The organism is Paracoccus beibuensis (genome assembly GCF_026162625.1).
Taxonomy (GTDB): Bacteria; Pseudomonadota; Alphaproteobacteria; order Rhodobacterales; family Rhodobacteraceae; genus Paracoccus; species Paracoccus beibuensis.
Genome location: NZ_JAOTBD010000010.1, coordinates 1 through 20,646, shown reverse-complemented (window position 1 = coordinate 20,646; position 20,646 = coordinate 1). Strand labels below are relative to the sequence as shown.

At 67.3% G+C, this 20,646-nt stretch carries 18 protein-coding genes and 1 pseudogene; 15 read left to right on the top strand and 4 right to left on the bottom strand.

Translation table 11 applies throughout. The features are described from left to right. Position 1: 1 nt before the first annotated feature. A complete protein-coding gene (locus tag OC159_RS08770; RefSeq protein WP_265500770.1) occupies positions 2-445 on the bottom strand; it encodes a tripartite tricarboxylate transporter TctB family protein in 444 nt (147 codons plus the stop codon). Further along, positions 442-1,401 (bottom strand): Bug family tripartite tricarboxylate transporter substrate binding protein, encoded by a 960-nt coding sequence (locus tag OC159_RS08765; RefSeq protein ID WP_265500769.1) that lies wholly within the window; start codon positions 1,399-1,401, stop codon positions 442-444. The genes OC159_RS08770 and OC159_RS08765 overlap by 4 nt, the downstream gene beginning before the upstream one ends. A 106-nt stretch (positions 1,402-1,507) precedes the next feature. On the opposite strand from OC159_RS08765, the gene OC159_RS08760 reads away from it, so the two are divergent. The 8 genes from OC159_RS08760 to OC159_RS08725 all read left to right on the top strand — a co-directional run bounded on the left by OC159_RS08760 (position 1,508) and on the right by OC159_RS08725 (position 11,371). Continuing rightward, complete coding sequence (locus OC159_RS08760; RefSeq protein WP_265500768.1) at positions 1,508-2,173, top strand: response regulator transcription factor; 666 nt, start codon at positions 1,508-1,510, stop codon at positions 2,171-2,173. Then, positions 2,170-3,567 (top strand): sensor histidine kinase, encoded by a 1,398-nt coding sequence (locus OC159_RS08755; RefSeq protein WP_265500767.1) that lies wholly within the window; start codon positions 2,170-2,172, stop codon positions 3,565-3,567. Before OC159_RS08760 ends, OC159_RS08755 begins: the two co-directional genes overlap by 4 nt. Beyond that, entirely contained in the window at positions 3,537-4,559 is a 1,023-nt protein-coding gene (locus tag OC159_RS08750) for an ABC transporter substrate-binding protein (RefSeq protein WP_265500766.1), read from the top strand. The genes OC159_RS08755 and OC159_RS08750 overlap by 31 nt, the downstream gene beginning before the upstream one ends. Before the next feature lie 935 nt (positions 4,560-5,494). Next, the gene (locus tag OC159_RS08745) at positions 5,495-6,169 is read left to right on the top strand and encodes a GNAT family N-acetyltransferase (protein WP_265500765.1); all 675 of its coding nucleotides are present in this window, start codon (positions 5,495-5,497) and stop codon (positions 6,167-6,169) included. A 207-nt stretch (positions 6,170-6,376) separates the two neighbouring features. After that, positions 6,377-7,555: an IucA/IucC family protein gene (locus tag OC159_RS08740; protein ID WP_265500764.1), complete on the top strand. Its 1,179-nt coding sequence runs from the start codon at positions 6,377-6,379 to the stop codon at positions 7,553-7,555. Beyond that, positions 7,537-9,348 (top strand): IucA/IucC family C-terminal-domain containing protein, encoded by a 1,812-nt coding sequence (locus OC159_RS08735; protein ID WP_265500763.1) that lies wholly within the window; start codon positions 7,537-7,539, stop codon positions 9,346-9,348. The genes OC159_RS08740 and OC159_RS08735 overlap by 19 nt, the downstream gene beginning before the upstream one ends. Beyond that, positions 9,345-10,577 carry a DUF6005 family protein gene (locus OC159_RS08730; protein WP_265500762.1) on the top strand — a complete coding sequence of 411 codons (1,233 nt, stop codon included), beginning with the start codon at positions 9,345-9,347 and terminating at the stop codon, positions 10,575-10,577. Before OC159_RS08735 ends, OC159_RS08730 begins: the two co-directional genes overlap by 4 nt. Then, positions 10,574-11,371 (top strand): sugar phosphate isomerase/epimerase family protein, encoded by a 798-nt coding sequence (locus OC159_RS08725; protein ID WP_265500761.1) that lies wholly within the window; start codon positions 10,574-10,576, stop codon positions 11,369-11,371. Before OC159_RS08730 ends, OC159_RS08725 begins: the two co-directional genes overlap by 4 nt. 41 nt (positions 11,372-11,412) lie before the next feature. On the opposite strand, the gene OC159_RS08720 is transcribed toward OC159_RS08725, so the two are convergent. Continuing rightward, positions 11,413-13,359: a TonB-dependent receptor domain-containing protein gene (locus tag OC159_RS08720; protein ID WP_265500760.1), complete on the bottom strand. Its 1,947-nt coding sequence runs from the start codon at positions 13,357-13,359 to the stop codon at positions 11,413-11,415. Positions 13,360-13,757: 398 nt separating this feature from the next. On the opposite strand from OC159_RS08720, the gene OC159_RS08715 reads away from it, so the two are divergent. The 7 genes from OC159_RS08715 to OC159_RS08685 all read left to right on the top strand — a co-directional run bounded on the left by OC159_RS08715 (position 13,758) and on the right by OC159_RS08685 (position 20,166). Then, on the top strand, positions 13,758-14,759 hold the full coding sequence (locus OC159_RS08715) for a glycosyltransferase (RefSeq protein WP_322626721.1): 1,002 nt from the start codon (positions 13,758-13,760) through the stop codon (positions 14,757-14,759). Beyond that, positions 14,749-15,789: an acyl-CoA dehydrogenase family protein gene (locus tag OC159_RS08710; protein ID WP_265500759.1), complete on the top strand. Its 1,041-nt coding sequence runs from the start codon at positions 14,749-14,751 to the stop codon at positions 15,787-15,789. Before OC159_RS08715 ends, OC159_RS08710 begins: the two co-directional genes overlap by 11 nt. Next, on the top strand, positions 15,789-16,472 hold the full coding sequence (locus OC159_RS08705; RefSeq protein WP_265500758.1) for a PIG-L deacetylase family protein: 684 nt from the start codon (positions 15,789-15,791) through the stop codon (positions 16,470-16,472). The genes OC159_RS08710 and OC159_RS08705 overlap by 1 nt, the downstream gene beginning before the upstream one ends. After that, entirely contained in the window at positions 16,462-17,034 is a 573-nt protein-coding gene (locus OC159_RS08700) for an SAM-dependent methyltransferase (RefSeq protein WP_265500757.1), read from the top strand. The genes OC159_RS08705 and OC159_RS08700 overlap by 11 nt, the downstream gene beginning before the upstream one ends. A gap of 517 nt (positions 17,035-17,551) precedes the next feature. Beyond that, a complete protein-coding gene (locus tag OC159_RS08695; RefSeq protein WP_265500756.1) occupies positions 17,552-17,863 on the top strand; it encodes a hypothetical protein in 312 nt (103 codons plus the stop codon). A 287-nt stretch (positions 17,864-18,150) separates the two neighbouring features. Then, on the top strand, positions 18,151-19,080 hold the full coding sequence (locus OC159_RS08690) for a glycosyltransferase family 8 protein (protein WP_265500755.1): 930 nt from the start codon (positions 18,151-18,153) through the stop codon (positions 19,078-19,080). A gap of 84 nt (positions 19,081-19,164) precedes the next feature. Further along, positions 19,165-20,166, top strand: coding sequence for a polysaccharide pyruvyl transferase family protein (locus OC159_RS08685; RefSeq protein WP_265500754.1), 1,002 nt, complete (start codon positions 19,165-19,167; stop codon positions 20,164-20,166). Positions 20,167-20,252: 86 nt separating this feature from the next. Here the strand turns inward: OC159_RS08685 and OC159_RS08680 are convergent. Then, positions 20,253-20,646: pseudogene (locus OC159_RS08680) on the bottom strand (IS66 family transposase); the annotation flags it as partial.

The window sequence follows — 20,646 nt, the reverse complement described above, 5'->3', positions numbered from 1 at the left end:
TTCAGAACCCCCAGCCTGCGGGAAGGCCGCGCAGGCCCAGTCCCAGGATCACGCGGAAGAGGACGAACAGGCCGACCGCCAGCCCCAGCCCCGCCACGACCGACCGGCCGGGGTTGCCGCCGATCTGCCAGCTGAGGATGCCGGACACGACCGCGGTGGGGATCAGGAAGCCCAGGGGCGTGATCGCCTCGGCATAGGCGGCCAGCGCCACCAGCGCGATGCCCAACTGAAGCAGCATGGGGCCGGCGGGCCATTCCTCGTCCGGGTCCGGCCGCAGGATCATCACCAGCGAACACAGGATCACGACGCCCGCGACCATGTAAGGGAAGACCCGCGGGCCGACCGGATCGGACATGAAGCTCGTCTCGATGCCGCGAGCGCTGAGGATATACCCCAGCGCCACCACCAGCATGAACGCGCCGAAGATGCGGTCGCCCTTGATCATTGGATCAGGCCGATCTCGCGCGAGATTTCCTGCGTCTCGGCGATGTCTTCGTTGACGAAGGTCTGGAAATCCTCGCCGAAGACGGAATAGGGTTCGAGCCCGTTCTCGGTCATGACCTGCTGCCATTCCTCAGATTCGCCGACCTGCTGCAGCATGTCGACCCATTCCTGGTAACGCTCGTCGCTGATGTCCTTGGGGACATAGATGCCGCGCCAGTTCATCGACACGGTGTCGATACCCTGTTCCTTGGCAGTCGGCACGTCCTCGAAACCTTCGGCACGCTCTTCCGACAGGACGGCAATGGGGCGCACGTCGCCCGACTTGATGAAGCCGGTGATCTCGGAAAGATCTCCGGTCATGGCCTGGGCAAAGCCGCCGACCGTCTGCGTGATCGCGTCCGCGCCGCCGTCGAGGCCGATATACTTGACCTGGCGCAGGTCCTCGAACCCGGAGGCGTCCAGCATCCGCAGCACCTTCAGGTGATCGAAGCCGCCCACGGCAGATCCGCCGGCAAATGCCACGCTGGACGGATCGGCCTTCACCGCCTCGACCAGGTCGGTCAGGTTCTGGTACGGGCTGTCCTGCGCCACGACGATGACGCCGGGATCGCCGCCGATCGAGCCGACCCACCGCACCTCGTCCGCCGTCGCGCCCGCAAAGGCGTTCTGCGCCAGCCGTGTGGTTGTCGAGGACGAGGCCGCGACGAACACCTCGGGGTCCTCGCTGCGGTTGCTGACGACCTGCGTATAGGCGACGCCGCCGCCGGCGCCGGCAAGGTTCGTGACCTGCACCATGTTCGGCACCAGCCCCAGTTCGGTCATGATCCGGCCGATCTGGCGGCAGGTGAAGTCCCAGCCGCCGCCCGGGTTGGCCGGCGCGATACACTCGGCAGCGGTGGCGGGAACGGCGACGGTCATCAACAGCGCGGCAGCGGCCGCACGGGTCCATTGTTTCATGCTGTCCTCCCAGACATGGCCCGCACGAAAGGCGGCGGGCTTGCGGCTCACAAGCTTTGATGAAAAGCTGACACCAACCTGTCACAGATGCTGAAAAGTTGAGCGGATGCGTTTTCTCCTGGTCGAGGACAGCGAGGGGCTGGCCCGGGCCGTCGCCTCGCGGCTGGCGATGGAGGGTCATGGCGTGGACCATGCACCAACGCTGGCCGATGCGCGGCATTTTCTGGAAACTGCGCCTTACGACCTGATCCTGCTGGACATTTCCCTGCCTGACGGCGACGGCCGCGACTTCCTGGTCCGCGAAAGGGCGGCGCGGCGGGACACGCCGGTCATCATGATGACCGCCAGCGCATCGGTCAGCGACCGCGTCAGCACGCTGGACCAGGGTGCCGATGATTATATCACCAAGCCCTTCGACTTTGCCGAATTGCAGGCCCGCTGCCGGGCCGTCCTGCGCCGCCGAGACGGCGCCATCGACAGCCGCCGCCACTTCGCCGGCTTCGTCTTCGATTCGCTGGCAGCCACCCTCTCCGTGGGCGACGAGACCCGCGAGTTGCGCGCCCGGGAACTGCGCCTGCTGGAGATCCTGCTGTCGCGGCCCGGTCAGGCCTATTCGAAGGCGCACCTGATCGACCGGCTGTTTTCCTTTGACGAGGAGGTCAGCGACAACGCCATCGAGGTCTATGTCGGCCGCCTGCGCCGCAAGCTGGATGGCTCTGGCGCGCGGCTGGAGACGCTCCGCGGCGTCGGCTATCGGCTGATCCCGGAATGAGCGCGCTGGCGCGGCTGCTGGACCCGTCGCGGACCGTGTCGTTGCGCCGGCGGCTGGTGTGGCAGTTCCTGGTGCTGGCGGCACTGCTGGTGGTGGGCCTGTTCGTGACGGTGGGTTGGATCGCCGACCGCGCATCGCGCGCTTCGCAGGACGCCGTTCTGGGCGCTGCCGTCACCGCCATTGCCGAGGGCATCCGCAGCGTCGACGAAGGGCTGGAGCTGGACCTGCCCTACGCCACCTTCTCGATGCTGGGCGCCATGGGGGAAGAGCGGATCTTTTATGTCCTTACGGTCGGCGGCCGAATGCTGACCGGCTACGAGGACCTGCCGCAGCCCGCCCGTCAGCCCGACGGCCTGCAGCCGGTCTTCTGGAACGCCGACTATCGCGGCGCCGACCTGCGGCTGGCCGCCGTCACGCGGCAGATGCTGGTCGACAACCGGTCCGAAGAGGTGGTCGTCAGCTTGGGTCAGACCCGGCTTGGCCAGGCCGCCATCGCGCGCGACACGGCCCGCAGCGCGGCTTGGGCGGCGCTGGCCTTCCTGGTGCTGACACTGCCGGTCGCGCTGCTGGCCGCGCAGGCGGTGCTGTCGCCGATCCGCAGCCTTGCCGACGTGGTCGGGCGTCGCGGACCGCGCGACCTGCGCCCCGTCCGACACCACACGCCCAAGGAGCTTGCGCCGCTGCTGCGCGCCCTGAACGGGCTGATCGCCCGGCTGCGCGCGTCGCTGGAACTGGCCGAGACCTTCATCTTCGAGGCTGCGCACCGCATCCGCACACCCCTGTCGCTGGTCCGGACCGAGGCTGAACTGGCGCTGTCGGAAACCACCGACCCCGCCACCCGAACCCGGTTGCGCCGCATGGTGCGGGCCATTGGCGAAAGCAGCCGCTCGGCCAACCAGATCCTCGACCACGCGATGGTCCTCTATCGCACCGACCAGTTCGCTGCCGCGTCGCTGGACCTTGCCGCGCTGGCGCGGGCCGTGATCCGCGCCGTCCGCCCGCTGGCCGACATGCGCGACATCCGCATGGTCGAGAGCGGCACCGACATCCCCTGCCCAATTGAAGGCGATGAGCGGATGCTGGAAATCGCGCTGCGCAACATCCTCGACAACGCGGTCAAATACGCAGCACCAGACGGCCTGATCGAGATCGAGCTGACCCGCAGCGGCGACGAAGTCGTGCTGGCGGTCCTTGACGACGGGCGCGGCTTGACGGACGACCCGGTTGCGCTGGCAGGCCGGTTCCGGCGCGGCGGCAATGTCGGCGACACCGGCGGCTCGGGCCTGGGGCTGACCATCGTCACCGAAGTCGCCTCGGCCCATCGCGGCCGCTTCAAGCTGTTCAACAGACCCACGGGGGGAACATGCGCCTTGCTGCACTTACCCTTGGCCTGATCATCGCAACCGCCCCGGCCAACGCGCTGGAGATCGAGGCAGAGCAGTTCTTCGGCCCACCCGGCGGTGCCGAGATCGCTGTCCTGTCCACGACCGACATCGACGCAATCGCGCCGGTCATGCAGGATTTCGCCAGCGAACATCCCGACCGCAGGGTGCGCTACCTGCAGGCCTCCTCGACCGAGATCTATGCCGCGATCCGGGACGAGGGCGGACGGTTCGACCTTGTGATCAGCTCGGCCATGGACCTGCAGATGAAGCTGGCCAATGACGGCTTGGCGCTGGCGGCCTCTCCCGAGGCCGACATGCTGCCGTCCTGGGCCCGCTGGCGCGACATGCTGTGGGGCATCGCGCTGGAACCGGTGGTGACGCTGGCCTCGCGCCAGGCGCTGGGGGACCTGCCCTTGCCGCAGACACGCCGCGACCTGATCGCCCTTCTGCGAGAGAATCCCGATCGGTTCCGCGGTCGGGTCGCCAGTTACGACCCGCAGGTTTCCGGCGTCGGCTATTTCCTGGTCGCGCAGGACGACCAGGTGTCGGACGGGTTCTGGCGGCTGGCCGAGGTGATGGGCCGCCTGGAAGCGCGGCTCTTCTGCTGTTCGGGCACCATGATCGAGGAACTGCGCGCGGGCCGGATCGCCGTCGCCTACAACGTCGTGGCCAGCTATGCCGCGCGGTTTCGGCCTGACGATCCGGACCTGGTGCAACTGGCCTTCGAAGACTACACCTTCGCGATCCTGCGATCTGCGCTGGTCCCGGTCACTGCCCCGAATCCGCAGGGCGGGACGCTGCTGCTGTCGCATCTGCTGTCGGACGCGGCGCAGCGGCAGTTCGCCGCCAGCGCAGGCGTGGCCCTGGTACCGGGCACCGGGCCCGAACCGTCGCCGCATCTTCGGCCGATCCGGCTGGACGCAGGGCTTCTGGTCTATCACGACCGCCTGCGCCGCGCGGGACTGCTGGCGGAATGGCAGGGGGCAATGATCCAGCCCTAGCGCCCCCGCCCGAATAGCTGTCACGCGCAAGGTTTTTCAATCCAGGCGTTCGATATCACGGCGAGGTGGCGCGATCCTTCAAGGAGTGGAATGACGTATCAATCTTCATCAAGTGGCTTTTGGACTTCACTTGCCGTCAGCCGCCCCGCGTGCAACGGTCGCATCGCGTGATGACGTCGAGGGCGGAATTTTTCGCTCCATCGACGCCCGGCAAGCGCCACGGCCTGACGTGGAAAGCAGCCGACGCCGAATTTCGCGCACCACCCCACCTGCCTTCAGCCGACCTCGCCGCAGTTCAAACCGCCGAAGGCGAATCGCGCGTCTTCGTCCGCGAAAACCGCGAGAGTCTTTTGCCGCAAGCCAGCTGTTGGGGGCGACAGACGGCAATGCTGCATGGAAGCTGATGCAGAACATCTCCGAAGCTGTGCCACATCAGGCCGATGCCCTCGTCACCGGACAAGCCGTGGCGCGAGAGGTCCGCGACCGGTGGCGACCGGCATGCTGGACACAGCGGTCGCGGAACGCTTCCTATCCGGGCCATGCGCTGCGACATGATCTGCGAGGGCGACTTCTTCTCTGCCACTGGTCCGGGAAGATCGGTCGCGCGAAACCGGACGTCGGAAGACGAGGCTCAACCACATTCGGAGCTACCTCCAAGTCGGGCGGATGACACGCATCATGAAGGTTGGGCTTGTCCAACGTGACCGTGACCGCAATCATCGTGAAATATGGACGCATCTGACCGACTTCATGCGCGCCGGCCCAAGACCCTCGGGCGCCTTAGGGCTGACGGCGACATCTGCAGGATCTGGACGTCCGAGCCGGACAGGTTGATGCTGACTTCGATGCCCCGGAAGCTGCGGCTGAACAGCTCGATCAGCAGAAGCTGTATCGCACCAAGGGGACCGCCGGTTCGAACGAGAGAGGGGGACATGATGATCGATCCAACCACCTGGACGCCGCGCCCCGGACCCACGCGCGCGCCCATGGACGGCCGTTATGTTCGGCTGGAGCCGCTGCAGGCGGCGCATGCAGGCACGCTTTTCGATGCCGCCACGGCGCCCGGCGCCGAGGACCGCTTCCGTTGGCTGTTCGAGTCGCCGCCGGCCTCTCCCGCGGGTTTCGACCAGTGGGTCTTTCAGGCCGCGGCCTCGGATGATCCGTTGTTCTTCGCGGTGGTCGACAAGGACACGGGCCGGGCCGAAGGTCGTCAGGCGCTGATGCGGATTGACCGCACCCACGGCGTCGCCGAGATCGGCAGCATCATGTGGGGACCGGCGCTGCAGCGCACGCGCAAGGCGACCGAAGCCCTGTTCCTGTTCGCCGACCACGTCTTCGGCCTTGGCTATCGCCGCTTCGAGTGGAAGTGCAACAACCTGAACGCGCCCTCGAAACGGGCCGCGCTGCGTTTCGGCTTCCGCCCCGAGGGGGTCTTCCGGCAGCACATGATCGTCAAGGGAGCCAACCGCGACACGGCCTGGTTCGCGATGACAGACCGGGATTGGCTGCGCCTGCGACCAGCCTATGAGGCGTGGCTTTCGGCCGGCAACTTCGACAGCAGTGGGCGGCAGATCGCGCGGCTGAGGGCAGGCAACCCAAACGCCGGGTGATCCGGATGCACCCGGACCTTCCTGAGATCAGGGTGGTCCGGGTCGTTCCAAGCTTCGATCTGCTTCGGCAGCAAGCTGCCGACACGACCTGCAGTTGAAACATATTATTGACATTATTAGTCAGGAATAGCATCCCTCCCAAAGCCAGCGCCCGCTAGCCCAGTTCGTCAACCCGGCTGCACCTGCAGTCCTTGGTCCGAGGCGCTGATGTCCCTGCCCCAAACCGACTGCATCGCGCATCCGCGTGATCCGCAAGACATTGCCGACCTGGCCAGCCTCCGGGCGCTGTTCGTCTGCACCAGCCGCGAACTCTACGGAGGAAGCGCAATCGCCCCGGTCGCAGATGGTTGGATCGAGATCGTGGCACCACCGATGGCGACCGGCCTGGGCACCATTCGCGGCATCCTGCGCCACCGCCCTGATCGCTCGGACGCGATCCCGGTCGCCGAGGCACTGTCGCTGATGCTGGACCGGATGGAGCATGAGCATGGCCCCCGCGGGCGCGACCTTGCGCGACGCGTCCGCGCCAGCAGGCACCGCATCGCGACGATGGTGTCCGACCGCCTGGAACGTCCCGCCCTGCCCCCCAGCTTTCTTGCGGCCGAGCAGGCGATGATCTTCGGGCACTGGATGCACCCCTGTCCCAAGGCGCTTTCGGGCATGACGGTGCCCGAGGAACGCAAGATGACCCCCGACTGGCGCGGCGCGCTGCGCCTGACCGCGCTGTCGGTACGGGCCGACCTGATCGAGGCGACCGCGCCCGACATTGCGCGCGATCTTCCGGGCTTCGATCTTGATCCGGGGCCGGGCCGGTGCCTTCTGCCGGCGCACCCGCTGACCTGGGACCGCGCGCGGCGCGATCCGGCCATCGCCGCGCTGCTGACCCGGGGCGCGATCCGCGACCTCGGGCCGGTCGGTCCGGGCTGGTGGGCGACCTCGTCGGTGCGCACGCTCTGGCGGCAGGACAGCCCCTGGCAGGTCAAGGCGTCGCTGCCGGTCACGATCACCAATTCCCGGCGCGTGAACAAGCACCACGAGCTGCTGGCCGGTGCGGCCATGTTGGCGCGCCTGGCGGGCGTCGAGGCCCGCTTCGGCCCGATGCGGCTGGTGGGCGACCCCCACTGGATGACCCTGCGCCTGCCCGGCCGGTCCGAGTCGGGGCTGGAGCTGATCTTCCGGGAAAATCCTTGGCGGACGGATCGTGGCGGCTTGGTCATTCTCGGCCTGGCTGGGCCGGGTGACGGCGTCAGACCCGACGCTGCAGGGGCTGGAGATCCTGGCCGAGCACGGATCCGCCATCGTTGCGCCCGACCTTCTGGGGGGCCGTCTTGCCGCCATCCGGCGGACCGCGTCGCCCCCCGGATGCGGTGCCGCTGTCGGCCCTGACGCTAGGCGATCCCGACGGGCAGCCGCTGATTTCGCCCTGGCTTCGCCGCCATGGCACCCGCGCCTGGACCGCTCGCCTGCTGCAGGTGCTGCACCCGGTATGGCACCTGATGACCCGTCACGGCATCGCCATCGAGGCCCACGGCCAGAACCTGCTGCTGCGGCACGACGGCGGCTGGCCGATGTCGCTGGTGGCGCGCGATTTCAGCGAAAGCCTGGAATACGTGCCGCATTGCCTGGCCCGCCCGGACCTGGCGCCGGACCTGGCCGCAATCCTGCCCGACATAGAAACCGCGCCGTTCGGAACCTATCACCGGATGGCGGGGGCCATGGACCTGCGCGACCTGGTGATGGACTGCCTCGTGACGCATGTGCTGGCCGATCTGGCCGACCTGCTGCACCGCCATCACCTGCTGCCAGAGCGCGACTTCTGGACATTGGCGCGCGCCGCCTTTCCTCCGGCACCGGGCTTTGCGACCGACGCGCCGGAATATCCCGCCGAAAGCCTTGCCGCGCGCCTTCTTGGCGCAACGGCCACCCATCCCGTCCCGAACCCTTTGAAGGCCCGCCCCATGCCACAGATCTTCCGCCTGAACGACCGCCTGGTCGATCCCGCCGATCTTGCCCTGCCCGACCTGCCGGGCGATCCCGAGCGGACCCGCGTGGCGCTGCACCTGTCGGACAAGGCCGCCTGCCTGGCGCTGATCCTGCGGCTGCGGGATCGTGGCGCGTCCTGCCATCCGATCCACCCCGAGACGCCGCCGGACCAGGCGCGCGACCTGGCGCGTCGGGCGGGCTGCAACCTGCTGGTCCATGACGGCGGCGTGACGCCTCTGAGGCAGGACGCGCCGCTGGCACCGGGCGGGGTGCTGGTCCAGACCAGTTCGGGGACAACGGGCGCCCCGCGGATCATCGCGCGGTCCTGGGCCTCGATCCAGACCGAGGTCGATGCCTATCGGCGCGCCTTCCCCCACGCGGCCGAGATGACGCCGGTGATCGCCGCCCCGATCACCCATTCCTATGGCCTGATCGCGGGGGTCCTGGTCGGGCTGGCGCGCGGCCACGTGCCGGTCGTGCTGGACAGCGCCAACCCGCGCGCGATCCTGCGCCAGCTGGAGGGGATCGCGAAGCCGCTGGTCTATGCCGCGCCGCCGCTGCTGCACGTGCTGGCGCGCCTGTCGGGGGGCCAGGGACTGCATGCGGTCATGTCCTCGGGGACGGTGCTGCCGCAACCGTGGTTCGATGCGATCCGGCACAGCGCGCGCCACATGTTCCAGCAATACGGCTGCTCCGAGGCGGGGTGCCTGGCCATCGCCGTCGATCCGCAGATCCCCGAGGACATGGGCGCGCCCTTGCCGCATCTCCGGCTGGCCGCAGGCCGCGATGCGCCGGCCCCGGTCAGGGTGGAGGATGCGGGGGCGACCATCGACACCGGCGATCTTGGAACGATCGATGCGCGGGGTCACCTGATCTTCGCAGGTCGCGCGGCCGAGGTGATCGACGTCGCCGGCATCAACGTCTATCCCGCCCAGATCGAGGCCGCCGCTCTGGCCCTTCCGGGCGTCACGGACGCCGTGGCATTCGCGATTCCCGACGCCTCGGCCAATCAGCGTCCGGCGCTGGCCTATGCCGGTCCGGTGTCCGAGGCAGACCTGGACACCCACCTGGCGGCCCGCCTGTCGCCCCGGCAGCGGCCCGTGCGCCTCTTCCAGATGCAATGCCTGCCGCGCGGCGCGAACGGCAAGATCGCGCGCCGCACCCTTGCCGATATCCTGCTGGAGGCCGCCCAATGACCGACCCCCGTCCGATCCTGACGCCGGATGCCGCGGTGTCCTGCATCCGCGACATCCTCTCGGGTCCGATGGCCTGCCAGCGGATGGACGACTTCGGTCCGCAGGCCCGGCTGGGGCATGACCTCGGCCTTGATTCCGTCGCGCTGATGACGCTGATGCTGCACCTGGACGAGGCAGGCATCCCAATGGCCGAGGACACCTTCGACCGCGCGCCCGGCATGACCGTCCAGGCGCTGGCCGAGGCCCTTGCAGGCGTCACGCCGGCGGATGACGAGCCCGTCGACATCAAGGTCCACTGCGTCGTCAGCTGCATCTGCCAGGCGCTGAAGGACAATGGCGGCATCGATCACCGGCCGATGTATCTGGGCCTCTGGGACGGGCAGGTCGTGATCGACGGCCGGATGCGGCTGTCCTATCACGCCAAAGGGATCGACCACGACTTCTACCGCCACTGGGCCGAGCGCCTGTTCGGGCTGCGCGTCCGGTCCTGGTACGACGGCGCGGCGTCAAAAGGCGCGAACCTGGATCGCCTCCACGCGCTTCTGGCCGACTGGCGGCCCGGCCGATACGTCATGCCGATGATCGACATGTTCCTGCTGCCGCAGCGTGACAACAAGTTCGCGCAGGACCCCTTCCCGCATTACGCGCTGATCGAACCCACGGCCGATCCCGGCACCTGGCTGATGCGCGACCCCGACTTCCGGTGGGAGGGTCCGCTGCCCGCCAGCGACCTGCGCGCCGCATTCCTGCGGGACACCGTCGCAGGCGGCTTCGCCTTTGACACCGCCGGCATCCACCCGGCCCGGGACGCCGACATCCGCGCGATGCATGACGCGACCTTCGACGCGCAGGCGGTGCCGCTGATCGACGCGATGCGCCGCATCCTGCAGGCGCATGCCACCAGCCTGCCGCGCCCCGACCTGGAACCGGCGCTGCGGGAACTGCCGGTCATCGCGATCCGCAAATACGCCTACGAGCATGCGCTGGCCATCTTTGGCGACATCGAGGGCGCCGACCATGACGCCTTCGAGGAATGCTGCGACCGGATCGCCGCCCTGCATGGCGGCCTGAACGGCGTGCATCGGCGCGCGGTGTCATTCTCCCGCACCGGCATGCCGGGGGATCTGGCGGCGGCGCTGGCGGATCTGGACGACCTGGCCGCGCTGGAACGTGGGATCAAGGCGACCCTGGCGCAATGGTTCGTGCGCTGGTCAGGGGCACGGGCATGAGGATCAATGCCTGCTCGGTCGCGTTCCGGCATCTCGACGTCACCGCCGCGGACCTTGCCCGCTATGTCGATCGCGAAGGCTTCGACGGGTTGGAGATCTGGTCCCCCCACGCCCGCGCCCTGCTGCGCCACTGGCAGGTGCTGGACCAGCGCCCGCGCGTGCCGATGCTGGCGGGCTATCTGCCCCTTGGCATGCCCGACTTCGATCCTGCCGAGGCGCGGGCGCTGGTCGAACTGACAGCGGCCTGGGCGGCCCCGCGCCTGCGGCTGTTCGCCGGGGGCATCGGGTCGCGCGAAGCCGATGCGGCGCAGCATCGCGCCATCCTGGACGATCTGCGCCGGGTGGCCGACATGGCGGCCGATCACGGCCTACGGGTCGCCGTCGAAATGCATCCCGGCACCCTGGCCGACAGCGTCCCGGCGACCGAGGGCTTGCTGGCCGCGCTGGACCATGCAGCCGTCGGCATCAATTTCGACGTCCTCCACGTGTGGGAGGGTGGCGCCGATCCGTTGGCCGCGTTCACCCGCTTGGCGCCCGATGTGCTGCACTTCCACCTGAAGAACGTGACCGGGCGCGATCGCCTGTCTGTCTTCGAGCCGCAGAACGTCCACGATCCGAAGGGCGGACGGGACGGGATGTGTCCGCTGTTCGGCGGCGTGCTGGATTATGCCCGCATCCTGGGCGCGCTTCCCCCGCAGGCGGACGGGTCGCTGGAATGGTTCGGGCCGCGGCCTGCCGGCACGATGCGCGCCGACCTGGCGCAGATCCGCGCGCTGGCACTGCAGGCGGCCTGAGGGAAGGGGACCGGCCCGGATCGTTCTGGGCCGGTCGCGTTTCAGAAGCGCATCACCGCAGTCAGCGCGATGCTGCGGCCCGGCTCCTGCTGGCCCACGACCTCGGTAAAGTCGCCGCCATAGCTTGCACGGTCGACATAGGCACGGTCGAAGAGGTTGTTCACCTCGGCCCGCAGGGTCACGTTCCGATAGGCGGCGGGTTGGTATTCGGCGAAGACGTCCACGACCGTATAGCTGGGCCAGTCGCTGTCGGTATCCGACGCTTCGGTCTCCTCCTCGATGGCGTGCTGCACGACGCCGCCGAGGGTCAGTCCCGCCATGACCTCGTGACGGGCCTCCAGCGTCAGCATGGCCCCTGGGACGGTCCCCAATTCGCGCAGATCGAAGCTCGACGCGCTTTCGCCATCCAGGGTCACGTCGGCGTCGCTATAGCGCAGGGCGGCGAACCCGCCCGTCCAGTCCTGGCGGGCCGACAGGCGGAAGCCTTCGCTTTCCAGATCGCGGTCGACGATCGCACTTGCCACGACCTTGCGGACATTGTCGATCGAACTGCGGAACAGTTCGGCGCCCAAGGTCGTGCCGCCGGCCGTCCATTCAGCGCCCATCACGATGTTTCGGGCCCGCGTGGGGTCCAGCGCGTCATAAGCGTCCGGTAGCTGATAGGAATCGGTGAACTCGTAGACGCCCGCCAGCTGCGTGCCGCCGAAGACGGTCGAATAACCGGCGTTCAGCGCCAACGCATCCGTCGCGTGCCACGTCGCCGCCGCATTGAAGCTGGCGCCGTCGGTGTCCAGTTCCTGCCCGCCGGCACCCGTGAAGCGGTTCCAGTCATAGCGCAGGCCCGTGCTGAAATCGACCGGCCCCCTGCTGCCCCGCGCCTGAACGAAGACGCCGGTGTTGGTGCGATCCTCTCGGAACGTGGAGGGGATGCCACGGAACACGCCGTCGTAGAGGCCGCGGCTGCGCGCATTGTCCACACCGGCGGTCAGTTCCACGCCCTCCAGCCGGAAGCGGTTCTGCGCCACGATGCTGACGGTATCGGCCACGCCGGTGTTGAAGTCGGGGTCCGGCGTTTCGGCCGTCGCAAGGTCGAAGGTGTCGACCTTGCTTTCGGTCTTCGCGATCCGCAGTTCGGGGTCCAGCAGCCCATCGGCCGCAATGCGCCGCAGGATCAGCGTCTGGCTGTTCTGGTCGATGCGGTAGCGCCGCGTTTCGGGCGTCGGAGGGCCGCCGATGACGCCGCCCAGGTTCGCGCGATAGGGCCGCAGCGCGTCGTCCTTGAACGACAGCGCGCCCAGTTCCGCCCGCCAGTCGCCCATCTGCGCGCCCAGCTTGAGGGCATAGCTGTTCATGTCGGCGCCGGTATAGGGCACGGCATCTCCGTCGCCGTCCTCGTAGGCGTCTCCGGTCGCGCGCTTGGCATAGGCCAGCGCATCGACCGGGCCCTGCCGACCATAGACCGCCAGCGCCCCGGTGGCCGTGTCCCCGTTCGTGGCATAGCCGGTTGTCGCCTGTCCGCCGAAGTCGTCGCCCGGTTCAAGCAGGTCCAGCGCCGATTTCGTCTCGTACGCAATGCTGCCCGCCAGCGCGCCGAAGCCGGCATCCGCCGGAGCCACGCCGGGATCGACGCGCGCTGCTTTCAGCAGCAGCGGGTCGATGATGTTCGTCCCGGTATGGTGGAACATCCGGTTGTTCTGTGCCGCGCCATCCACGCTGACCGCCAGCTGCTGTTCGTCGATGCCGTTGACGAACACACGCTCGGTGATGGCGATACCGCCACCGACGGTGACGCTCGGCTCGGCGCGGAACACGTCTTCCAGCGTGCCGGTGCGGGCATCCTCAAGCTGCTCTTCGCTGACGGCGATTTCGGCAGGGCCGGTGCCGTCGGTGGTCAACGTTATCGGGTCAAGCCTGACCGGCTGCGCAGTGGCAAGCGCCGGGACCATGGCAGAACCAAGCAGCAGGGCCGCCAGGTGGGAAATCTTCATCGCTTCAACTCCATCGCGTGCAGGATAGGGCTGGCGATGGCGAATGCCTCTTTGCTGGCTTGGCACGCGTTCTAGCGAAACGATGGCGGCTTGTTAAGCCGTAAGTCCAATCCGCGTGACCAATGATGCCCGGGAACTGTCCTGGCGGTAGACGCGCATCGGAAACGACGCAAGATGAGCCGCTTCGTATTCAAGATGCCCCCCGCCCCCACCCGGCATGCCTGGTGCCTCAGCTTCCGAGGCCCCGGCTTGGACGCGTCTTGCCGATTGCCGTGACGTGGTGGCACTTCCGGACGTTCCGCGAACCCCTTGTGCCGCCACGGCCCCGTGATCACCGGCCTGGCCGGCGGGGAACCCGGCAACGCAAGCTGCGTTGGACCCGACATCCATCGCGATAGATGTCCATGCCGATCTGCCAGACGCCCTTTCCCTCCAAGATAGCTGTTGCCCTTCCGGTGAAGGACGAACAGAGCCGCATTCAGTCGGCCCTCACCAGCCTCGAGATCGCCGCAAGGCGCGTCGGGATGCCGGTCGCGGTGGTGATCATCGTCAACAACACGACGGATGCCACAACAGACAGGGTGCGCGAGATCGCCGATGAGCTTTCGCTTCTGGTCCACCTCCACGAAGTCGCGATGCCCGCTCTTCTGTCGAATGCCGGAAGCGCGCGGCGCCTGGCAATGGAAATCGCAGCCGAGCTTTCACCCGGGGGCGTCCTGATGACGACGGATGCGGATGCCATCGTCACCGCGGACTGGTTCCAAGCCGCGCTTGCCCAACTCGGCTGCGCCGACCTCGTGTGCGGCGCAGTCGATGTCAGGACCAGGCTGCAAACTTCGCCCTTGTCCCGCCGGATCACCCGGGTCGAGCATTCCTATGCCGATGCGCTGCACCACGTCAGGTTCGCGGTCGACCGCGTGACCGGGCGACAGGCTGCCGGCGCCCCGCCCCACTATGTCGAATCCGGCGCGGCACTGGCAATGTGGACCCGGACATATGACGCCCTGGGCGGTCTTCCGGCAGTGACCTGCAGCGAGGACCGCGCTTTGGTCCACACGGCCGAGGCGCACGGTCTGCGCGTGCGCTATTCGAATGCGATGCAGACGTACGTTTCTGCCCGCCTGGACGGGCGGGCGGATGGGGGCATGGCGGACTGCCTGAAGGCGCGGCTGCTGTCGTCCGACCCGCTGGCCGATCAGGCGATGCTGCCTCTGGCCGATATCGTGGCGCTGTGGGACCTGGCACGGTCGGGGCAGGATGTGCTCTGGCCCGATCGCTCCGTCGCACGCGGGCCGCGACTCCGCGCCTCGGACCTCGAGGCTGCGTTGCCGCGGCTTCGCGCCTTCGTCAGCGATGTCGTGCGGCCGCAATCGTTGGCCGGAAGAAGCGATGCGGCCTGAGATCGGGCGCGCGGTTCAGCTGCTGCAGGCGGCGCCGGCCGATGGTCCCGACGGGCCGACGGGCGCGACCCTTGTTGCAGCGCTGCGTAACAGCGGCCTGCTGGCTGCCTGCCACGATCTTGCACACCTGCCCGACGATCCGCTTGACCTGCTCCAGGCGCTGTCGGCCGTCGGGGGGATCAGCCTCTCCGCCGGTCGCCTGTTCGAGGGGCACGTGAATGCCGTGAAGCTTGTGCGCCTTTATGCGGGGCCGGACAGGACGCGGCTGCTCCAGGACGTCCACGCCGGTGCCTTGTTTGGCATCTGGGGCGCTGACGGTTCCGATGGCGCCCGGCTGGAGGGCGACAGGCTGCGGGGCACGAAGCTCTTTGCCAGCGGGGCGGATGTTGTGGACCGGGCCATCATCTCGGTCCGCGTCGGCGACCGGCCGCAGCTTTTGCTGTTCACGCGGGACCAACTGGGGGGCAGGCTGTTTCCCGATGAATGGTCGGTCACCGGAATGTCCGCGACCGCCTCGGGCCGATGCGATGTTGGCGGACTGGACCCGGCGCAGGCCGTTCCCCTGGGCGGGCCGGGCGACTATCTGGTCGAGCCCTACTTTCAGGGTGGGGTCTGGCGCTATGCGGCCGTGCAGATGGGCGCGATGGAGACGCTGACCTGGATCGCGGCCCGGCAATTGCAGGCGCGCGAACAAGTTGCGTCGCCGCTGCAGTCGCTTCGGCTGCGCCGGATGCTGACGGCGTGCGAAACCTCGCGCTTGTGGCTGGAACGCGCCGCCATCGCCACCGAAACGCCCGGCGCCCCGCCATCTGCCGCCGACACCGCCATCCTGGCGCGGCTGGTCGTGGCCGACGAGGCCAAGTCCCTGCTGGCCGCGCTGGACGATGCGCTTGGTGCAGCGTCATTCCTGCGGACGCACCCGGCGGAACGCATCCGCCGCGACCTGTCGTTCTACCTGCGGCAGGCAAACCCCGACGGCCTGTCACAGGGCGTCATGGAGCGGATGGTTGCCTCGGGGCGGTGGGCGTGATGCGGTTCGAACCGTCCGGCGCTTTCACGCCGGTATCCGCGACCGACCTGCTGGACGGACGGACGGCGCTGGCTGTGCTGGCGCCGCATCCCGACGACGAGACGCTCGGCTGCGGTTCGCTTCTGGCCGAGGCGTCGGCGATCGGCATCGCCTGCAGCGTCATCTGCGTCACCGACGGCCGGCGGTCGCATCCGAACTCGCGCCTTTGGCCGCCCGCGCGGCTGATCGCGCAGCGCCGGCAAGAGCTTGAACGCGCAGCGGCACTGCTCGGCCCGATCGAGGTCCACCATCTCGGCTTTGCCGACTGCGAGGCGCCGACAGACGGTCCGGCGCTGGCCGCCCTCGCGCGGCATGTGCGGCAGGGGGCGCTGTTCCTGTCTACTTGGGCGGGCGATCCGCATGTCGATCACCAATCCTGTGCCACACTGGCCAGCCGCCTGGCCCGGCAGCGTCCGGACGTGCGTCACCTCGCCTATCCGATCTGGGGCCGGCTGCGCCCGGCGCTGCCGTTTCCCCGGCAGGGCTGGCGGCTGACCTCGATCCACCCCGCAAAGCCTGCCGCACTGCGCTGCCATGAAAGTCAGATGACGCGCCTGATCCACGACGACCCCGACGGCTTCACGATGGAGCCCGACCACCAGCGCCTTTTCCTGCAAGAGCCGGAGGTGTTCCTTGCCCCGTGAAGACACCCTCCGCCATCTTTCATCGCTCTATTCGCAGTCCGACGACCCCTGGGATCACCGGACCAGCCCTTATGAACAGGCGAAATACGACGCCACGCTGGATGCCATAGGTCATGGACCATTCCACGATGCGCTGGAGATCGGCTGCGGCAACGGAACGCTTCTTGCGCGGTTGGCGCCCCGCTGCCGGTCCCTGACGGGGCTGGACTGCATCCCCGCGGCCGTTGCCCTTGCACGACAGGCCGTTGCAACCCATCCGCACGTGACGGTCCTGGAAGCCTGCGTACCGGACGACCTTCCTGACGGGCACTTCGACCTCGTCGTCTTGTCAGAGGTCCTCTATTTCCTCACCCTCCCGGACATCGGGCGTCTCGCAGCCTGGCTGCAGGCTCGAACCTCTCGCCTCGTCTGCGTGAACTGGCTGGGCGACACCGGCGAAAGCCTCGACGGCAACGACGCCATCGCAGCACTGCAACAGGCACTGACGTGCACGTTCGGCAGTGTCGAACATGAACGCTACAGAATCGATGTGCTTGGCTGCAAGCCGGCCTCGCGGCATTAGCGGCGAGTGCGTTGCGGACAGGAGCTGTAATGCAGGCCGTGCTTTCGGGCCAGCCGTTAACCGTTACTTTGAGAACTCAACGATGATCGCTCGGGCGTCCCGTTCGCGCTGGCCATCAAGGTGGCGCGTGGCACCTGGGCGAGGCAGTCGAGCAGGAAAAATCCCGAGATCCGAGGGGCTGGAATCACGCGATCACTCCGGGCGCGCCGCACGCGTGAGGAGGCCGCAAAACAGCATAGGAGGATGATCTCGGATCAGCGAAGTCCGACGGGGACGACGAACCTGCGACCTGACGGATTGTCACGCAGCGTGCGTGACGAACTGCTTCAGCAGCGAACCACGCTGCCGTGGCGCCGCGTTGCCGGACATTCAGTTCATCCTGCACCAGAGGCAGGAGACCTCCAGCAGCATGCTTTTCCCAGGGGCGGAGTCTGGCACGAGCGGCTGCACCTCGTAGCGTGCCGGATCGTAGGTTGGATGCTGCAGTGCACCACCACGGCGTCGCCGAGCGGCAGCGGTGAGCGTGCCGAACTGGGCGAGCGGCGGTCAGTCCAAGATCACCCGCTGGGGATGCCTCCAGTTGTCATTGCGAACCCAAGAGGGGGTCGATGCGGCCGAACCAGGCGGAAAGCCGCCCGCCTGTGCCATGGCATCGCACCAGGTGCACAAGATCCCGGCGGCGGACATCGTCTCGGAAGAATTCTTGTGGAACGGGTGCCCCGAGACGGATTTGAACCACCGACAGGCAGATTTCCACGGCTGGCAGGATGATGCCGTCCCCAGTGTGCCGCAGAGCCTGGTTGATCTTGGGGACTTTTTTCTTCTATGACTGATGCAAGCACGAGGTGCAATTCGGAGGTGGCTCGTCCGGCCGCTTATTCGCTGGATGATTCTCTGATTAACTGTGATTGATGATCGGACCGTCTCTGCGGTGCAAGGCATCGGGCCGCGTATGATTTCGACTTTCAAATGCCGGGACCGGTGGCTCCTCCAGGTCTGCAGCGAGATCCCGATAGTGCGTTGGCTGCTTGGGTCTGTCCGCCGTTCGCACATAAATCTGGAACGCGCTGTGAAGCCGCTCGCCGTGGTGGCTGCCGCCAACACGTCATCTTTCGAATGAACGGAAAGGAGCGCCGTTTGCCCGCCATGCCATGCACGGTCAAGATCGCCTACGTCACGGACCGCGACTTCCTGAAACCGACGCTTTTGTCCGCCTGGAGCCTGCTGCAGCACCTGCGGGGGTCCGCCGAACTGCACATCTGGGGCGATGGCCTCAAGCCTGAAGACTGGGCGGATGTCGAGGCGGTCGCGGCCGGACATCCAGGGGTTACCTTGTTCTGCAAGGATATCGGCAGCGGATATCTGGAAGGCGCGCACGGACCGACGACCTATATTTCTGCGGCCACGATGGGGCGTCTGTTCATCCCCCGGCGGATCGACGGATATGTTCTCTACATCGATGGCGACACGCTGGTCACCGGCGATGTCGGCAAACTGTTCCAGGTCGATCTGGGCGACACCTATGCAGGGGTGGTGCGCGACTATCACATCACCCAATGGCTGTCCGAACCTGAAAAAACGACGGCAGAGCGAGATGCGCGGCTGGCCGAAATTCGGCAGTTCATGGGCCCGGCGCGCGTCGAGGACTATTTCAACGCGGGCATTCTCCTGCTCAATTGCGATGCGCTCCGGGCGGATCCCGCCCTCATGGCACGAATGGAGGACGTCACGGCGGCCTCGGCCTGCACGCACGGCGACCAGGATCATCTGAATGCCCTGTTCGGGACTCACGTGATGCAGCTTGATCCGGCGTGGAACGCGTCCTGGGCCCGCATCCGTCGGCACAGGGGGCTGCTGACCCGATCCAGATTGCCCACCGAAGGAGAGAAGCCCGACAGCCCGGTCATCCTGCACTATCACGGACCGAAAAAGCCGTGGCGAGACCGACGGTGGGATGTCTGGTCGTCGCGCGGTCGGGCAACGCTGATCTATCGGCGCGCCTTGCATCGGTTCGTGCGGCAGCATCCGCATCTGAAGCCTCTCTGATCCCTTTCTTGGATGCCCCGTCACCGTCCTGCACGATCAGATCACCTCGGGAGTTCGCCTGACATGCCAAAGCACCAAAGCCCGATGACCAGCACCACACGGCGCGCGCTTCTCGTCGGACATTTCTCGACCGTCGGCGACGTGGAGGTGCTGCGGCAGACGGAACGCCAACTGCAGGCAGTGGGAATGGCCTATGACGTTGCCCCCTATACTGATGCCCGCCTGTCGATCGACAGCACCTGGCTGGACAGGTTTACCCCGGAGCCTGCGCACTATTCGCACCTGTTCGTCATCTGCGGCCCGTTTACCCCCGCGATGGCCGTCCAGCACGAGAGCATCTTCGGTCGCTTCCAGCACTGCGTGCATATCGGGGTGAACCTGACGATGGTCGAGCCGCTTGCGACCTTCAACCCGTTCGAGATCCTGCTTGAGCGGGACAGTGACAGGACCGTGCGCGCGGACCTGAGTTTCCGCGAAGCGCCGTCCCGCGTTCCCGTCATCGGTCTGTGCCTGACCGGCTTTCAGCGCGAGTATGGGGACCGCCACAGGGGCGACCTGGCTGAGCGAAAGCTGCGCCGCCTGATCGAAAGCTCGGGGGTTGCGTTCATCGAAATGGACACCTCCGTGCCAGCCTCCATGAACCGCTTCGGCCTGTCGAACGCAGCGCAGTTCGAATCCATTTGCGGACGGCTTGATGCGATGCTGACCACGCGGCTGCATGGCATGGTGCTGGCGTTGAAGAACGGCATACCGACGATCGCCGTCGATCCGGTTGCCGGTGGCGACAAGGTGATGCGTCAGGCACACAAGCTGGGCTGGAACGAGGTCTTCGATCCGGAGGAAGCAAGTGACGAGGATCTGCGGGCGGCGCTGGACCGCTGCCTTTCGAATGCCGGACGTGCCGATGCGCATCTCGTGCGGGACAGGGCCGTCGCATCACTGGCTGGTTTCGACGAAGAATTTGCCACGGCACTACAGTTGCCGCCCGATCCCGGATTGCGCGAGAACCTGATTCCGAAGGTCGGTAAGGTCCGTCAGTTGCGAAAGAGGTTCAAGGCCTGGAAGCGGCGCAGACGTGCGCGATGAAGGTGATTGAACCTATGACGCTTGTTCGCAAAAGAATGTCTCACCACAAGTGTATTCGAGCGCTGCTACGCCGACAGATCCATTCATTCGCCCGCGCGGTCGGGCGCATAGATGAAGGCGACGCCGGGCGGGTCTGCCCCGCCCCATGAGCGGTCATCGCGCGCCAGAGCCATAGGTAACCGGTCCTTGTGCGCCCCTTGCCGGTCCAGCACAGGAGCAGTCGTGTTCTCCGGGGCTTACGCGGCTCCACTGGGGCCACGGTCCCCTGCGAACTCCATGAACAGCTTGGTCGACGCCTTCAGGTCTTCGGCCAGCCGATCAACCACGGGGCCGAGGTGGAAGGCGGCGGTGCTAACCCCATCGGCCAGCGTGCTGCGATGCAGCTCGACCCCGGCACGGGCAAGGATCTGGCTCTGGCGATACAATGGCAGGTGGTCCGCGTATTTGCTGACCAGCACATGCGCGCGAGCCCCCTCGGTG

What these genes read in the sequence shown, in the direction of transcription:
- OC159_RS08750 (WP_265500766.1), top strand. Translation starts at nt 3,537, where the DNA reads ATGCGCCTTGCTGCACTTACCCTTGGCCTGATCATCGCAACCGCCCCG.
- OC159_RS08740 (WP_265500764.1), top strand. Translation starts at nt 6,377, where the DNA reads ATGTCCCTGCCCCAAACCGACTGCATCGCGCATCCGCGTGATCCGCAA.
- OC159_RS08690 (WP_265500755.1), top strand. Translation starts at nt 18,151, where the DNA reads ATGAACGGAAAGGAGCGCCGTTTGCCCGCCATGCCATGCACGGTCAAG.
- OC159_RS08705 (WP_265500758.1), top strand. Translation starts at nt 15,789, where the DNA reads ATGCGGTTCGAACCGTCCGGCGCTTTCACGCCGGTATCCGCGACCGAC.
- OC159_RS08725 (WP_265500761.1), top strand. Translation starts at nt 10,574, where the DNA reads ATGAGGATCAATGCCTGCTCGGTCGCGTTCCGGCATCTCGACGTCACC.
- OC159_RS08765 (WP_265500769.1), bottom strand. Translation starts at nt 1,401, where the DNA reads ATGAAACAATGGACCCGTGCGGCCGCTGCCGCGCTGTTGATGACCGTC.
- OC159_RS08760 (WP_265500768.1), top strand. Translation starts at nt 1,508, where the DNA reads ATGCGTTTTCTCCTGGTCGAGGACAGCGAGGGGCTGGCCCGGGCCGTC.
- OC159_RS08685 (WP_265500754.1), top strand. Translation starts at nt 19,165, where the DNA reads ATGACCAGCACCACACGGCGCGCGCTTCTCGTCGGACATTTCTCGACC.
- OC159_RS08745 (WP_265500765.1), top strand. Translation starts at nt 5,495, where the DNA reads ATGATCGATCCAACCACCTGGACGCCGCGCCCCGGACCCACGCGCGCG.
- OC159_RS08710 (WP_265500759.1), top strand. Translation starts at nt 14,749, where the DNA reads ATGCGGCCTGAGATCGGGCGCGCGGTTCAGCTGCTGCAGGCGGCGCCG.
- OC159_RS08730 (WP_265500762.1), top strand. Translation starts at nt 9,345, where the DNA reads ATGACCGACCCCCGTCCGATCCTGACGCCGGATGCCGCGGTGTCCTGC.
- OC159_RS08715 (WP_322626721.1), top strand. Translation starts at nt 13,758, where the DNA reads ATGTCCATGCCGATCTGCCAGACGCCCTTTCCCTCCAAGATAGCTGTT.
- OC159_RS08720 (WP_265500760.1), bottom strand. Translation starts at nt 13,359, where the DNA reads ATGAAGATTTCCCACCTGGCGGCCCTGCTGCTTGGTTCTGCCATGGTC.
- OC159_RS08755 (WP_265500767.1), top strand. Translation starts at nt 2,170, where the DNA reads ATGAGCGCGCTGGCGCGGCTGCTGGACCCGTCGCGGACCGTGTCGTTG.
- OC159_RS08770 (WP_265500770.1), bottom strand. Translation starts at nt 445, where the DNA reads ATGATCAAGGGCGACCGCATCTTCGGCGCGTTCATGCTGGTGGTGGCG.